The organism is Flavobacterium sp. LC2016-12, assembly GCF_015351595.1.
Taxonomy (GTDB): domain Bacteria; phylum Bacteroidota; class Bacteroidia; order Flavobacteriales; family Flavobacteriaceae; genus Flavobacterium.
In genome coordinates this window covers 45357-61010 of record NZ_JADKPT010000003.1, presented here as the reverse complement: position 1 = coordinate 61010, position 15654 = coordinate 45357, and the positions used below count along the sequence as shown (strand labels likewise).

10 protein-coding genes are annotated in these 15654 nt (G+C 36.1%); all 10 read left to right on the top strand.

The window, feature by feature from the left end; genetic code table 11:
- The first annotated feature begins 11 nt into the window (after positions 1-11).
- A complete protein-coding gene (locus IRZ99_RS06915) occupies positions 12-1184 on the top strand; it encodes a TlpA disulfide reductase family protein (protein ID WP_194656568.1) in 1173 nt (390 codons plus the stop codon).
- Between the two features lie 148 nt (positions 1185-1332).
- Positions 1333-4125: a pitrilysin family protein gene (locus IRZ99_RS06910; RefSeq protein WP_194656567.1), complete on the top strand. Its 2793-nt coding sequence runs from the start codon at positions 1333-1335 to the stop codon at positions 4123-4125.
- 132 nt (positions 4126-4257) lie between these two features.
- Positions 4258-4704 (top strand): protein-disulfide reductase DsbD domain-containing protein, encoded by a 447-nt coding sequence (locus IRZ99_RS06905; protein WP_194656566.1) that lies wholly within the window; start codon positions 4258-4260, stop codon positions 4702-4704.
- A 16-nt stretch (positions 4705-4720) separates the two neighbouring features.
- Positions 4721-6679 carry a protein-disulfide reductase DsbD gene (locus IRZ99_RS06900; RefSeq protein WP_194656565.1) on the top strand — a complete coding sequence of 653 codons (1959 nt, stop codon included), beginning with the start codon at positions 4721-4723 and terminating at the stop codon, positions 6677-6679.
- A 5-nt stretch (positions 6680-6684) separates the two neighbouring features.
- Positions 6685-7692: a TlpA disulfide reductase family protein gene (locus tag IRZ99_RS06895; protein ID WP_194656564.1), complete on the top strand. Its 1008-nt coding sequence runs from the start codon at positions 6685-6687 to the stop codon at positions 7690-7692.
- Positions 7693-7716: 24 nt separating this feature from the next.
- On the top strand, positions 7717-9237 hold the full coding sequence (locus IRZ99_RS06890) for an aminotransferase class V-fold PLP-dependent enzyme (RefSeq protein WP_228519036.1): 1521 nt from the start codon (positions 7717-7719) through the stop codon (positions 9235-9237).
- A 456-nt stretch (positions 9238-9693) separates the two neighbouring features.
- A complete protein-coding gene (gene trxB / locus IRZ99_RS06885) occupies positions 9694-10641 on the top strand; it encodes a thioredoxin-disulfide reductase (RefSeq protein ID WP_194656563.1) in 948 nt (315 codons plus the stop codon).
- A gap of 81 nt (positions 10642-10722) precedes the next feature.
- The gene (locus IRZ99_RS06880; RefSeq protein ID WP_194656562.1) at positions 10723-13293 is read left to right on the top strand and encodes a M1 family aminopeptidase; all 2571 of its coding nucleotides are present in this window, start codon (positions 10723-10725) and stop codon (positions 13291-13293) included.
- An 80-nt stretch (positions 13294-13373) separates the two neighbouring features.
- Positions 13374-13937 (top strand): Crp/Fnr family transcriptional regulator, encoded by a 564-nt coding sequence (locus IRZ99_RS06875; protein WP_194656561.1) that lies wholly within the window; start codon positions 13374-13376, stop codon positions 13935-13937.
- Positions 13938-14086: 149 nt separating this feature from the next.
- Complete coding sequence (locus IRZ99_RS06870; RefSeq protein WP_194656560.1) at positions 14087-15589, top strand: family 43 glycosylhydrolase; 1503 nt, start codon at positions 14087-14089, stop codon at positions 15587-15589.
- The last annotated feature ends 65 nt before the right edge of the window (positions 15590-15654 follow it).

The window sequence follows — 15654 nt, the reverse complement described above, 5'->3', positions numbered from 1 at the left end:
AACTAAATATCATGTTCAAAAAAAATAAATACATCATTCTGATTGCTTTATTTTCTGTTTTCAGCGTCTTTGCGCAGCAGAAAAAAACAGATGGTTATGTAGTAAAAGTAAAACTTAAAAATGCTGGCAATTACAAAATTGGGCTGACTTACTATAACGACGACAAAATAGTTGTTGATTCCAGTGCTACAATTGAAAAGGGATTTATAGTACTTAAAGGAAAAGTTAAAGAACCAACAGTTGCCTACCTAGGCTGGAAAAATAATCCAGCCCTCTCTATTACTATGGAGGGAGGGGTTATTCCAGGACCTGTTTTAAAATTCTTTTTATCTAATGAAGTGATAACCATTGAAGGTGAAGCCGATAAAATTTATGCAGCTACTGTAAAAGGAGGCGTTGCCAATGCCGACTGGTCTAAAATTAGAGATAAAGAAGGTGCGCTTACTGGTGAACAATGGGCAGCAACCAAGGAAATTTATCCTGGAAAAACAAATGATACAGTGGCTGTAATGAAGTATTATGCTCAGAGTACTAAAATTTACGAAGAAAGTAATAAGATGCAGGACCAGTTCATTAAGGATTATCCGAATTCGCACTTAAGCATGTACTTTTTAACCAGCAAAATTAATAATGTAAACATAGATGTTTTACAAGCGGAATTTGATCGTCTTGGAAACGAATACAAAAGTGGTTACTATGGAAGAATGATTGCTGATAAAATTAAAAGTGTAGAGGCGACCAACATAGGAAAAACTGCTATTCCTTTTACTAAAAAAGATATAAACGGCAACATTGTAAGTCTTGAAACTTTAAAAGGTAAATATGTTCTTCTAGATTTTTGGGGAAGCTGGTGTGGTCCATGCAGAGCCAGTCATCCACATTTAAAAGATTTGTATGCGAAATACAAAGGTAAAGGATTTGAAATTTTAGGAATTGCTTATGAGCAAGGAAAAACCCTCGAAGCAAATAAAGAAAAATGGAAGAGTGCAGTTACTGCTGATGGAATAACATGGCTTCAGGTTTTAAATAACGAAGATGTGGAAAAGATGGATGTGGTAAAAGCTTATGGAGTAAGTGCTTTTCCAACAAAAGTTCTATTGGACCGCGATGGTAAAGTTCTGGCCCGATATGTTGGTGAATCTAAAGAACTGGATGCAGTACTTGAGAAGATTTTTGCTAACTAATCTATTTTATATTAATAACCCAATTTCTGCAGCAGTGTCAAACTGCTGCAGAAATTTAAAATAAATTTTTACTTCTCAATTAATGGACGTTTTGGTGGTTGGAGCATAACAATCATTGAGTACTTCGCAAATCAAAAAAAAAACTAAAATGAAAAAATACATCTTTCTGGGCTATTGCTCACTAGCTTTCTGTACCCTTATTTCAGCGCAAAATAGTGCTGTTAAATTTAAGAAAATCAAAGAATTAGGTGGTATTGAAGAGTATCTTTACGAGCCAAACGGCATGAGTGTACTGTTGCTTCAAGACAATGCTTCTCCTGTAGCAACCGTACAAATTGTGTACCGCGTAGGGTCTAAACATGAAGTACTTGGAAATACCGGATCTACCCACTTGTTAGAACATTTAATGTTTAAGGGAACTCCAACTTTTAATAAAAAAAGCGGGTCAACAATTACAGATGTACTTCAAAATACCGGTGCACAGCTAAATGCTACGACATGGTATGACAGAACAAACTATTACCAAACCCTTCCAAGTGATAAAATTGCACTTGCACTTCAGATTGAAGCAGACAGAATGCGTAACTCTTTATTGCTAAAGGAGGATAAAGATGCTGAAATGACAGTGGTACGTAATGAATTCGAAAGAGGAGAAAATAATCCTAACAGCGTACTAAGTAAAGAAATTTGGTCAACGGCTTATATTGCACATCCCTATCATCATTCAACTATAGGCTGGAAATCAGATATTGAAAATGCACCGATTGAGGTTCTTCGTAATTTTTACAATACTTATTATTGGCCAGATAATGCGACATTAACGATTATTGGTGATTTCAAAAAGGAAAAGGTATTTGATATGATTGACACCTATTTTGGTAAAATCACCAAGGCACCTCATAAAATGCCTCAGCCTTATACGGAAGAGCCACAGCAGTTCGGACCACGAAAAATCATTATTAAAAAGCCTGGAGAGTTGGGAGTAGTTTACAAAGCTTATAAAATTCCAGGGGCCCTGCATCAGGACTTACCGGCTTTGATTATTTTATCAGATATAATAAGTGCTGGCCCTTCTGCCGTACTGAACAAAACCTTTGTGGACAGCCGTATGGGGATTTATGCTTTCTCAGATCCAGCCAGCTATCAGGACGCAGGCCTATTTACCATTGGCGTAGGATTTCCAATGAGCACTACACACGAGGATATCGACAAGAAACTAAATGAGGTTGTTGCTCAAATTCAAAAATCAGGTGTAACGCAGGAGGAAATAAATCGTGTTGTGGCAAAGATCAGTGCACAAACCATTCTTAGCAGAGACGGTTCGGGAGTTATCGCTTCTTCATTGACAGAAGCTATTGCAGTGGGTGACTGGACAGACTATGTTAACAGCGTTGAAAGACTTAAAAAAGTTACACCTGCAGATGTACTTCGTGCTGCTCAAAAATATCTTGTGGAAGATCAAAGCACAACAGGATATTTTATTCCAAAGCAGTCAGGTTCAAATGCAGATCAGGCTGTTGGTTCTGCTCCTAATTTTACAGCTGATAACGGGCCGTTTTACTACAGAGATGGAAATCATTTACATACAGAAGAAACTGTTGTTCCTGACAAAACATTAAACTTGAATATTTTCACTGACAATACTAATTATTCAGCGGGAGATTCTAAGTCAGCCTCTCCTTACAAGCGTGAAAAAGTTGCAGGAATTGATGTTGTTTCCGTGCATAGTTCAGCTAAGGATTTTGTAACAGTGCAAGGGAGTATTTCTCTTGGAAATTTCAAAAATGAAACACCAAATGCAATGATATCATCATTAACAACTGAAATGTTGTCTAGAGGAACATTACTAAATGATAAGTTTAAATTTTCTGAGAAACTGCAAAAATTAGGAGTAGATATTAGTGTTCGGGCAACTTCAGCAAAAATCAATATCGGATTTAAATGCTTAAAAAAGGATTTGGATCAGGTTGTTGCATTACTGGCAGAAGAATTAAGACAGCCTTTATTTGATAAAACAGAATTTGAACAAGTAAAGCAGCAGTTTACTGGAAATATTCAGCAAGCATTAAATGACCCTAGCGAAAGAGGAAGTATTGCTTTGACGCAGTCTATTTATCAGAAAGGGAATCCAAATTACGAATTAAATGTTGAAGAGGAATTAGCAAATATTCAAAAAGCTACTCTTGATGAAGTGAAAAGCTTTCATAAAAAATATTTTGGGCCGGCATCAATGCATTTAGTTATTGTAGGTGACACGGAAGGCGCTAATCTAAATACCGCTTTAAAGAAATATTTTAAAAATTGGAATGGAGGCTTATCAGAGAGCCTGAAATCTGAAGTAATGAATAAAGCTGCAGGAAAAACTCAGGTAATTACTATAGCAGAGAAACCAAGTGCTGAATTACTATTAGGACAGTATACAGGTTTAAAAAGAGCAGATGCGGATTATCTTCCATTTTATATTGGGAATTACACTCTGGGTGCAGGTTTTGCAGGACGTTTGATGCAAACAGTAAGAGATAATGATGGTTTGACTTATAGTATCGGATCCAATATGGCTGGTATAAATAGTACTGGCGGATATTGGTACCTAAATGCCTCATTCAATCCTTCTTTATTTCAAAAAGGACTTGATGCCACAATAGTTCAGGTTGATAAATGGGTAAAGGATGGAATTACTAAAGAAGAATTAGAAAATAAGAAAGCAAACTTAATTGGAAGCTTCAAGGTAGGAATGTCTACGACAGGAGGCACGGCAGGCACTATATTAAATTTTTTGGAATTAGGTTTCGCTCCTGAATATGTGGAGCAGTTTCCAAAGGATATCGAAAAAGTTACGCTTCAGCAGGTTAATGATGCGATCAAAAAATACATACAGTTAGACAAAATGATTGTCATTAAATCGGGCTCCTTAAATCAGGATGGCCAGCCCTTAAAATAAAATTTACCAGTGTCTTTTAAATTTAGATTTTGAATTAGTACTCTTTCTTGCATTAAAGACATAAAAGAGCTGCTGAAAAGCAGCTCTTTAATAAAAGAACGAAATATCAAAAAAGAATCAAAAACAATTTTTATGAAGAAGTTATTATTATTCCTTGCATTAACAATGTTCAGTTATGCGCAGGCCCAAATTGTTGAACCGGTAAAATGGACAGCTTCTGTGAAAAAAATATCGGCTACCGAGTATGAGCTTATTGCAACTGCAACTATAGAAAAAGGTTGGCATCTGTATTCACAGACCGTTGCCAAGGACGGCCCTGTTGCCACCAGTTTCACATTTCAAGGAAACAACAGTTATCTTAAAAAAGGAAATACTTCAGAAGAAAAAGGACATACCGTAAAGGATCCTATTTTCAATATGCAGATTAAATATTTTGAAAATAAAGCAACATTTAAACAGCGTGTTAAACTTAAATCTAAACCAGGCTTTAAAGTAAATGCCACAGTGGAGTTTATGGTTTGTGATAACAGCCGTTGTCTTCCTCCATCAGAAGAAGATTTAGTATTCAATATTAAATAACCCATCAGGAAAGAGAATGAAAAAATTACATTTTATAGTTGCATTTTTATTTGTTTCACTTTTTTCATCAGCACAAAAGGCAAGTCCTGTAAAATGGTCAGCTTCAGTTGAGAGAATTTCAGAAACGGAATATAAATTGACCGCAAAGGCCACTATTGAAAAAGGCTGGCACTTATATTCCCAGAATGCAACAGAGGAAGGACCTGTACCTACCAGTTTTATTTTTGATGATAATGGAGGGGCTTTTAAAATCATGGGTAATACCTCTGAAGAAGAGGGGCTGACTACCCTTGACCCCGTTTTTAAAAAGACGGTAACATACTTTGAGAACAATGCTGTTTTTGAGCAGAAAATTGAAGTGCTAAATAAAAAAAATAGTCTTACCGCTACAATTGAATTTATGGCCGGAAATGCTGAGAAATGCCTGCCAGCGCAAGAAGAGCAGTTAACATTTAAACTTGATGAGGCAGCTATGGCTGATTCAAAGCAGGCTTCAACTCCTTCCGATATTCATAAAAAAGACACTGACGAGACGGAAAAAGGCTTGTGGTCTATTTTCTTTTTGGCATTTTTATCAGGTTTTGCAGCCTTACTTACTCCTTGTGTATTTCCAATGATCCCCATGACGGTTAGTTTTTTTACCAAACAGAGTAAAAACAAAGCTCAGGGTATCCGAAATGCAATAATATATGGATTGTCAATTATTATCATTTATGTTTTACTAGGATCTATTGTTACAGCTGTTTTTGGTGCCGATTCGCTAAATGCGCTGTCCACAAATGTTTGGTTTAATATCATATTTTTTATTCTTCTAGTAGTTTTTGCTGTGTCTTTTTTAGGTGCTTTCGAAATTGTACTTCCCAATTCACTTGCCAATAAAGTTGATTCACAGGCTGATAGAGGAGGGCTTATTGGAATTTTCTTTATGGCATTGGCCTTGGCAATTGTATCGTTCTCTTGTACAGGGCCTATTGTAGGAACTCTTTTAGTTCAGGCGGCATCTAAAGGGGGAATAGCCCCTATAGTGGGAATGTTTGGATTTTCATTTGCTATTGCATTGCCATTCTCGTTATTTGCAGCATTTCCAGGCTGGCTAAACGCACTTCCTAAATCAGGTGGCTGGCTAAATACCGTTAAGGTAGTATTGGGTTTTCTGGAGTTGGCTTTAGCCTTTAAGTTTCTGTCTAATGCTGATTTGGTTATACAGGCCCACTTATTGGAGCGTGAAGTATTTTTAGCTATTTGGATTGCCGTTTTTGGAACATTAGCCTTTTACTTATTTGGAAAAATCACCTTGCCGCATGATTCTCCTTTAAATCACATTTCTGTAGGAAGGCTTAGTTTAGGTCTTGTTGTGTTATCGTTTACAATTTATATGATTCCAGGTCTTTGGGGAGCTCCGCTAAATCTAATAAGCGCTTTTCCTCCTCCCCAGCAGTACAGCGAATCTCCTTATGGTGTAGGATCTTCTAAAGGATCAGACAGTAACGCGGGGCAGGTACATGCTGATTTACCAGATGGAGCCCATCTTCTGGCCCCTCATGATATTCCAGCTTTTGATGACTATGATAAAGGGCTTGCTTATGCAAAAAAGGTTGGCAAACCGGTTATGATTGATTTCACGGGATGGGCATGTGTGAACTGCAGAAAAATGGAGCAAAATGTCTGGCCTGATCCAAAGGTTTTAAGTATCCTGAAAAATGATGTTGTTTTAATTTCCCTGTATGTGGACGATAAAAGAAAATTAGAGGCTGATGAAATTGTAGAGTCCCAATTAATTCCAGGCAAGAAACTTAAATATATTGGACAGAAATGGAGCGAAATGCAGACTTTAAAATACAAAGCTAATTCACAGCCATTTTATGTGCTTATTGATACTAATGAAGAAAATCTGATTACCCCAACAGCTTATACTCCGGATGTTACTGAATATTTCAGCTGGTTAAAAGAAGGTATTTCAAAATATAAAAAATAAAAAAGATGAAAAGAATAATCCATGTATTGTCATTTGCCTTTGTATTGGCATCAGGCGGGGCTTATGCTCAAAAAAACTATGCCTCTATCTCAGGAAAGATTTTAAACAAAAACTCAGACTCATTAATGGTTATGAGTGATAAATACCGAAAAAAAATTACCATTAAGCAGGATGGTACATTCTCCGATACGCTTAAAGTAGCAACTGGAATGTATTTTTTGTATGATGGAAAACAGCAAAAATATATCTACCTGAAAAATGGGTTTGATCTAAAAATGTCCGTTGATGCTAAAAAGTTTGATGAAACAGTTGCCTACAGTGGTGCTGGAGAAGATGCCAATATTTATTTAAGCAAGTTAATCTTGCTCAACAATACCCAGGATGAGACGATTCTTGATTTGAATCAGGTTGATTTTGAGAAAAAAGTTAACGAAATAGCAGGCAAGTATGAAACACTTTTAAAGAACACCAGAAATCTTGACCCAGATTTCATTACACTACAGTCACAGCAGATCACTGATTACAGAGTATACCTCAAAAGTGCCTATGATGAAAAACAATTTATTAAAAACAGCCTGGCAAAAGGATCATTGTCTCCAAAATTTATAGGTTATGAAAACTACAAAGGAGGTACTACTTCTTTGGATGATTTAAAAGGGAAGTATGTTTATATCGATTTTTGGGCGACCTGGTGTGGACCATGCAAAGCCGAAATTCCGTCACTAAAGGAACTTGAGAAAAAATACCATGGCAAAAATATTGAGTTTGTAAGTATTTCAATTGATGTAGAGAAATATCATGACAAATGGAAAACTATGGTAAAAGATATGGAATTGACAGGCATACAGTTAATAGCGCCGAAAAGCGTTGATTCTGACTTTTTAAAAGCTTATAAAATTAATGCAATTCCGCGATTTGTTCTTCTTGACCCAGACGGTAAAATTGTTGACGCATCGGCACCAAGACCTTCTGAAGAAAAATTAATTACCTTATTTAATGATTTAAAAATATAAGGTTTTTCAAATGAGCTGATTGCTATGGAATACACAAATAATATTATACAGGAATTAATGAAATCAAATAATGACGCTGGAGAACTTGAGAATTATTTTTCTCAATTTCGCCAAAACATTGTTGGGGTAAATCAAGAATTTGAATCTCTTTACGGTATTCAGAAGATTATTTACGCTGATTGGACCGCCAGTGGAAGACTCTACAGACCAATTGAAGAAAAATTACTTCAGGAGGTTGGTCCGTTTGTTGCCAATACACATACTGAAACTGCAGTTACCGGTTCAGTGATGACATTAGCATATCATGATGCAAGGCAGATAATCAAGCAGCATGTTAATGCATCAGATGATGACATATTAATTACCGAAGGGACGGGAATGACAGGTGTGATCAATAAGTTTCAGCGTATACTGGGATTAAAGGTCAGCGAAAATTTAAGAAAGTACACAGATGTTCCTGAAACCTTAAGACCAATTGTTTTTGTTTCCCATATGGAGCACCATTCTAATCAGACTTCATGGCTAGAAACGATTGCGAATGTTGAGGTTATTCCTGCTGATGAAAAAGGATTGCCTTGTCTTTACAGTTTAGAGTTGTTGCTAATTAAATATAAGGAGGTTCCGATAAAGATTGCCGCTATAACTGGGTGCTCGAACGTAACAGGAATAAGAACAAATTATCATGCTATAGCTGCTGTTATGCACAAGCATGGGGGACTCTGTTTTGTAGATTTTGCTTGCTCGGCTCCTTATGTCACTATAGATATGCACCCAGATGAGCAGAGTGAATATTTAGATGCTATTACATTTTCTCCTCATAAATTCCTAGGTGGTCCTGGTTCCAGCGGTGTATTGATATTTAATAAAAAGTTATATAAGAACTTAATTCCGGATCATCCAGGCGGAGGAACGGTTTCTTACACTAACCCATGGGGAGACAGGGATTATATCGATGATGTTGAAACAAGGGAAGATGGAGGTACTCCCGGATTTCTCCAGACCATTAAAATCGCTTTAGCAATAAGGCTTAAAGAAAAAATGGGAGTGGAGAATATTCTTGCCAGAGAGCATGAATTGAATGCTATTATTTTCGAGAAACTGTCAAAAATTGACAACTTGCATATTTTAGCTAAAAATCACACAAACCGTCTTGGGGTATTCTCATTCTACATTGAGAAAGTACATTATAATTTGGTAGTGAAGATACTAAATGATCGTTTTGGAATACAAACCAGAGGAGGATGCTCATGCGCTGGTACCTATGGACATTATTTATTGAATGTTGATGTTTCCTTATCAAAATCTATTGAGCAGCGCATTTTGCAAGGTTCATTAATGGAACGTCCGGGATGGATTAGGATGTCGATTCACCCGACAATGACAAATAGTGAGGTTGAACTTATCTGTCATGCTATTAGTGAAGTGGCAAAAAATGTTGATCACTGGCAAATGGCATACCAATACGATAATTTAAAGAATGAATATGTACACCTTGCTGGAATATCTGGCGAGAAAGAAATAACTAAAGAGTGGTTTAACTTGTAAAGTATTGTATCATGAATCAATTGATAATATTTAAAAAGTATTGGAGAAAGCAGAAAAATTTCAGCCAGTACACAGACGAAGAAGTATTAAAAATGATCCGTGACAAACCCACAGTGGTTATGACCTCCATATTTACTAAACGCAAATGGTTTAATATGTAATGTCTTTAGTACTGTACATTAAAAGAAGGAATGGTATTTCCTTAATTTTAGTTTTTAGTAGTTGTCTTTCAATTACTTTCCTTTTTTTGAGAATTGCGTTGTTGATTTATTGAAAGACGTAAAGAGCTGCTTTGCCAGCAGCTCTTTTTATAACATCAAGTTTTTTTTAAGTAATATAAAACAGATTAGTTTTAATTAGCAGCGTTATACTTAGTGAAAAAAATAATATTATGAAGTATTGTAATATTATTATCGTCATTAAATTATGGGCTCAATTTTAATTTCCATATAAAATATGTCACATACAATTGAAAAAATTAAATGCCTGATTATAGGTTCTGGACCAGCAGGTTATACCGCCGCAATTTATGCTGCCCGAGCAAATATGAATCCGGTTCTATATCAGGGAATGCAGCCTGGAGGACAGTTGACTACCACAAACGAAGTCGAAAATTTTCCGGGTTATGTTGATGGAGTTACAGGACCAGAAATGATGATTCAGCTGCAGGATCAGGCAAAACGTTTTGGCGCAGATATTCGTGATGGCTGGGCAACTAAAGTTGATTTTGGAACAAATATTCATAAAGTTTGGATTAACGATAGTATCGAATTACACTGTGAAACGGTTATTATTTCAACAGGTGCTACGGCCAAGTATTTAGGATTGCCATCAGAGCAGCATTACCTCAATATGGGCGGTGGTGTTTCTGCCTGCGCGGTTTGCGACGGCTTTTTCTACCGCAATCAGGAAGTGGTAATTGTTGGAGCAGGAGATTCTGCCTGTGAGGAAGCGCATTACTTATCTAAGCTTTGTAAAAAAGTAACCATGCTGGTAAGAAGCGAGAAATTCAGGGCTTCAAAAATTATGGAAGAACGCGTTCGCAAAACAGAGAATATCGAGATTTTAGTGAACCACGATACGGTTGAAGTTTTAGGAGACAGTAACGTTGTTCATGCTATAAAAGCTTTAAATAAAACTACTGGTGAAGTTATCGAAATTCCTGCAACAGGATTTTTCGTAGCAATTGGTCACAAACCAAACACAGATATCTTTAAAGATTATATTACGCTTGATGAAACGGGTTATATCATCAATACTCCGGGAACATCTAAAACAAATGTTGAAGGTGTTTTCGTAGCCGGGGATGCTGCAGATCATGTATACCGTCAGGCGATTACTGCTGCGGGCACAGGTTGCATGGCCGCTCTTGATGCCGAGCGATATCTCGCAGCCAAAGAATAATGAAAATCACTAAGGGTAATGCTTAAGTGAAATTTAAAATCAATATCTTATGCGCTACCTTATAATTTTAATTGTTAACAGATGAATTTTTTTTACAGCTTCCTATTTTTTCTTAGTTTCAGTATAATTGGATTTTCTCAATCAAAGCCACAAGAAAATACTATATTAGATAGTGGTGTTTCTGAGGGTTTGGCACATTTTAGAAAACAGCAAATATCAAATGTTACGTATGAACTTTCATTTGAAATTCCCAAAGAGAAAAGCCAGGACATCAGTTCAAATCTAAATATAAACTTGAATTTAGCTGATTTAAATCAGCCATTAATTTTAGATTTTAAAGAGAAAACTCAAAATATAAAATCAATTTCGGTAAACGGAAAAAGCTTAGGAATTGTTCATCAAAACGGACATATTGTTATTGCTGCGTCGTCTTTGATTTTAGGAAAAAATAATGTTTCTATTTCCTTCAGTGCAGGCAATTTATCATTAAATAGAAATGATGATTTTCTATACACTTTATTAGTTCCAGACCGTGCAAGTACTTTGTTTCCATGTTTTGATCAGCCTGATATCAAAGCAACCTATAAATTGAGTCTTTCTGTTCCTAAGGAATGGACTGTTCTGGCTGGAGCCGATGTCAAAGATAAAACGGATAAAGGCAATTTTACTGTTTACACTTTTGGAGAATCAGATAAAATGAGCACTTACTTATTTTCTTTCGTTGCCGGAAAATTCAAAAGTGTTACACAGAAGCCTGGTTTAGAAATGACCATGTTGTATCGCGAGAATAATCCTGAAAAAATAAAAGTCAGTACCGATACAATTTTCAAACTGCACCAGCAGTCGTTAGATTTCTTGGAAAAATATACCAATTATAAATTTGCGTTTCAAAAACTAGATTTTGCTTCAATTCCAGTCTTCCAATATGGAGGAATGGAACATGTTGGTGCGATTCAATACAGGGAATCAAGTATATTTTTGGATAACAGTGCAACGGACAGTGAAAAGTTAAACCGGGCCAAACTAATAGCCCATGAAACTTCTCATATGTGGTTCGGGGATTTGGTAACAATGAAATGGTTTGACGATGTTTGGATGAAAGAGGTTTTTGCGAATTTCATGGCCGATAAAATCATGAACCCAATTTTTCCAAAAGTCAATCATAACCTGCAGTTTTTTACAGCACATTATTCAGGTGCTTTTGCCGAAGACAGGTCATTGGGCACGCATCCGATAAAACAGCATCTGGCCAATTTAAAAGATGCAGGTTCATTGTATGGAGCAATTATTTACAATAAAGCGCCAATTATGATGCGTCAGCTTGAAGCTACAATGGGAGCCGAAGCATTTCAGAAAGGAATCAAAAAATATATTCAAAAATATGCCAACGATAATGCTGACTGGAATAATTTGGTAGAAATTCTAGATGCTGAAACACCGCTTGATATGAAAAAGTGGAGTGAGGTTTGGGTTAACAAATCAGGAAGAGCCATTTTTACAGATAAGATTCAATACGATTCAAAAAACCGAATTGGCAAGTTTGAAGTTTATCAGAAAGCTGAAGATAAATCCAATAATATTTGGCCTCAGATTTTTCAGATTGGTTTAGTTTACCGAGATAATGTTAAGGTTTTAACGGCAAATTTTAAAGGAAAAAATTTGGTTTTAAAAGAAGCTGTCGACCTTGAAAAACCACTTGCAATTATTTACAATTATAATGGTTTTGGGTATGGTGTTTTTCCAATTGACGGAAATAATTTAAATTACATTGCAAATCTCACAGATGAGACTGCAAGAGCTTCAAGCTACAGTAATCTTTATGAAAATACATTAGTTGGAAATGTTCCGCCAAATATTGCGTTTGACTGTTTTTTAAAAGCAATTCAGACTGAAGAAAATGAACTGGTTTTAAGATTGGCGTCTGGGAGTTTAAACAGTATTTATTGGAGATTCTTCACAGAGAAGCAACAGCTTAAAGTTCAACATCAGCTTGAGGATATTCTCTACCAGCGTCTTGAGGCTAATCTGCCCTCTAATATCAAGAAAACGCTATTCGGTTTATTCAGTTCAGTTGCCTATTCGGACTCTGCGAAGGCAAAATTATATCAGATTTGGAATAAAGAAATAGTGATTGCAGGCTTAAAATTAAACGAAGATGATTTTACCAATATAGCCATGAATCTGGCTATTTTCAAACATGAAAAGACAGGAGAAATCTTAGAAAAAACAAGAACGACAATTACAAATCCGGATAAACAAAAGCGCTTTGAATTCCTGCTTCCATCTTTGTCAAATGAAGAATCGGTTCGTGATGCTTTTGTGGAATCTTTAAAAGAGGATAAAAACCGTGAAAAAGAATCTTGGGTTTCGGTTGCTCTAAGTAATATCAATCATCCTCTTCGTCAGGAAATTTCGCAAAAATACATTAGGTCTTCATTGGATTTGGTTGAAGAAATACAGCGTACGGGAGATATTTTCTTTCCCAAAGACTGGCTTGACAACACTATTGGAAGATATTCGTCAAAATATGCTTTTGATGAAGTACAACGATTCCTGAAAGAAAATCCAAATTTCAGCCCTATTTTAAAAAGAAAGTTATTACAGGCAACTGATGGTTTATATAGGGCACAAAACATAAAAAAGAAAAATTAATAATTGTACTGGAAGTACTGGTGTATATAGTAATATTATACTTGTAGCATAAATAATTATGCTGGACTAATACTAATGAAATGAGCATGCAGGAAACGCTTAAAGAACATATAAATAAAATAGTGCAGATTACACCTGAGGAGTATGAAGATATAGAATTATACTTCTATAAACAATCGTATAAAAAAGGCAAATTTTTGATTGAAAGCGGAAAAATAGCCCCTTATGAATTTTTTATTTTAAAAGGATTGGTGGTATCCTCGCACCTTAATGATATAGGAAAAAATCATATAGTACAGTTTGCCGGCGAAGGGGACTGGATTTCTGATATCAAATCATTTAATACAGGATGTTCCAACAGCATCGATATTAAATGCCTTGAGGATACTGAGCTGTACTGTATATCTTATGAGGACAAGGAAAAACTATGCAACAGTTCGAAGAAAATGGAATACTTTTTCAGAAAAAAAAGCAGTATTACAAATGTAATGCTTCAGAAGAGAATTTTACTGTTTATGTGCGCCAATTCAAAGGATCGTTATGCACAGTTTATAAAGGATTATCCAAAAATACACCTCAGGGTATCCAAGATATTAATTGCGTCCTATCTTGGAATTACCAGAAAAACATTAAGTCAGATATAATATAAAATATGTCAGTACAGTATTTTTTTTATCAGCTTATTCATTTTACTTCTGAGACTAAACATACCAGTATGTTTTCTTATGGTTAAAAAGACTATAAGTAACTTTCAAATTGTATATTTGTGTTTCATTCATCTATAATTTAACCAATGAGAAAAACGCTATTATTTCTGCTGATCACATTCTTTGCCTGTAAAAGCTATGCACAAAACCAGCCAGAATCCATGACCAGTAAGTCAACTTATCAAAATCCGATTTTTGGAGGGGATTATCCAGACCCGAGCCTGCTGCGTGATGGAAAGGATTATTATATTGTACATTCTTCTTTTGATTATTATCCAGGACTTACTATATGGCATTCTCAGGATTTAATCAACTGGGAGCCTGTTACGAATGCCCTGCAAAAATATGTAGGCGATGTTTGGGCACCTGATTTGGTAAAATACAATAATAAATATTACATCTATTTTCCTGCCAACAAAACCAATTTTGTGGTTAGCGCTGATAATATAGCAGGTCCATGGAGCGAGCCGATAGATTTAAAAATCGGCAATATTGACCCAGGCCATGTTACAGATGATCAGGGCAACCGATATTTATATTTCAGTAATGGAGATTATATAGGCTTATCAAAAGATGGACTTGCGACCACGGGAGAGGTTAAGCATGCCTATGATGGCTGGAAAATTCCCAGAGAATGGTCTATTGAATGTTTCTGCATGGAAGGCCCAAAACTTTTTAAAAAAGGAGATTATTATTATTTAACAGTTGCCGAAGGAGGAACAGCAGGACCTTCAACAAGTCATATGGTTATTTCAGCCCGTTCCAAGACTCCATTCGGACCATGGGAAAACTCTCCCTATAATCCGGTAGTGAGAACCAAAAGCAGCGATGAACGCTGGTGGTCAAAAGGACACAGTACGATCTTTGAGGATCACAACGGAAAATGGTGGATGGTAATGCACGCCTATGAAAAAGGTTTTTATAATTTAGGTCGTCAAACCCTTTTGCAACCGGTAGAATGGACTAAAGACGGCTGGTATAAAGTTCCTGATAATATACAGACGGATAAACCTATTACCAAACCAAAAGGTACAGCAGTCGCTCGTTTTTCACAAAGTGATGATTTTTCGGGTTCGGCGCTTAAAGCGCAATGGAAATTTTTTCAAGGGGTTGATGATTCCCGCTTTAAAGTAGCCAATAACAGTTTAACAATAAAAGGCAAGGGTGGCGGCGTTGGAGATAGTTCTCCATTGGTGTGTGTGCCTTCAGGTCACTCATATACTGCTGATGTAGAGATGGAAATTGAAGGTAAAGCCGTCGGCGGACTGGTGCTCTTTTACAATGGAAGCTACTTTTCGGGTATTTTGGCAGACCAGGAAAATATATTAACAAATCTCCGGGGATGGCAGTTTGTGACAGAAAAAAAAGTCCATAAAAGACATGTATATCTTCGACTTAAAAATTTTGAAAATAATGTGGATATGTATTACAGTCTGGATGGCAAGAAGTGGCTTAAAACCGAAAATTCTGCTGAAGTTTCCTCATATAATCATAATGCACTCAGCGGATTTTTGGGTCTTAGAATAGGCCTTTGCTCAATAGGAGAAGGAAGTGTTACGTTTAAAAATTTTAATTATACCGCTCTTTAGTTAGTCCTGTAATTATAATGCAAAAGGCAGTTTCTAACTTGAAACTGCCTTTTTTAATTTGCTTT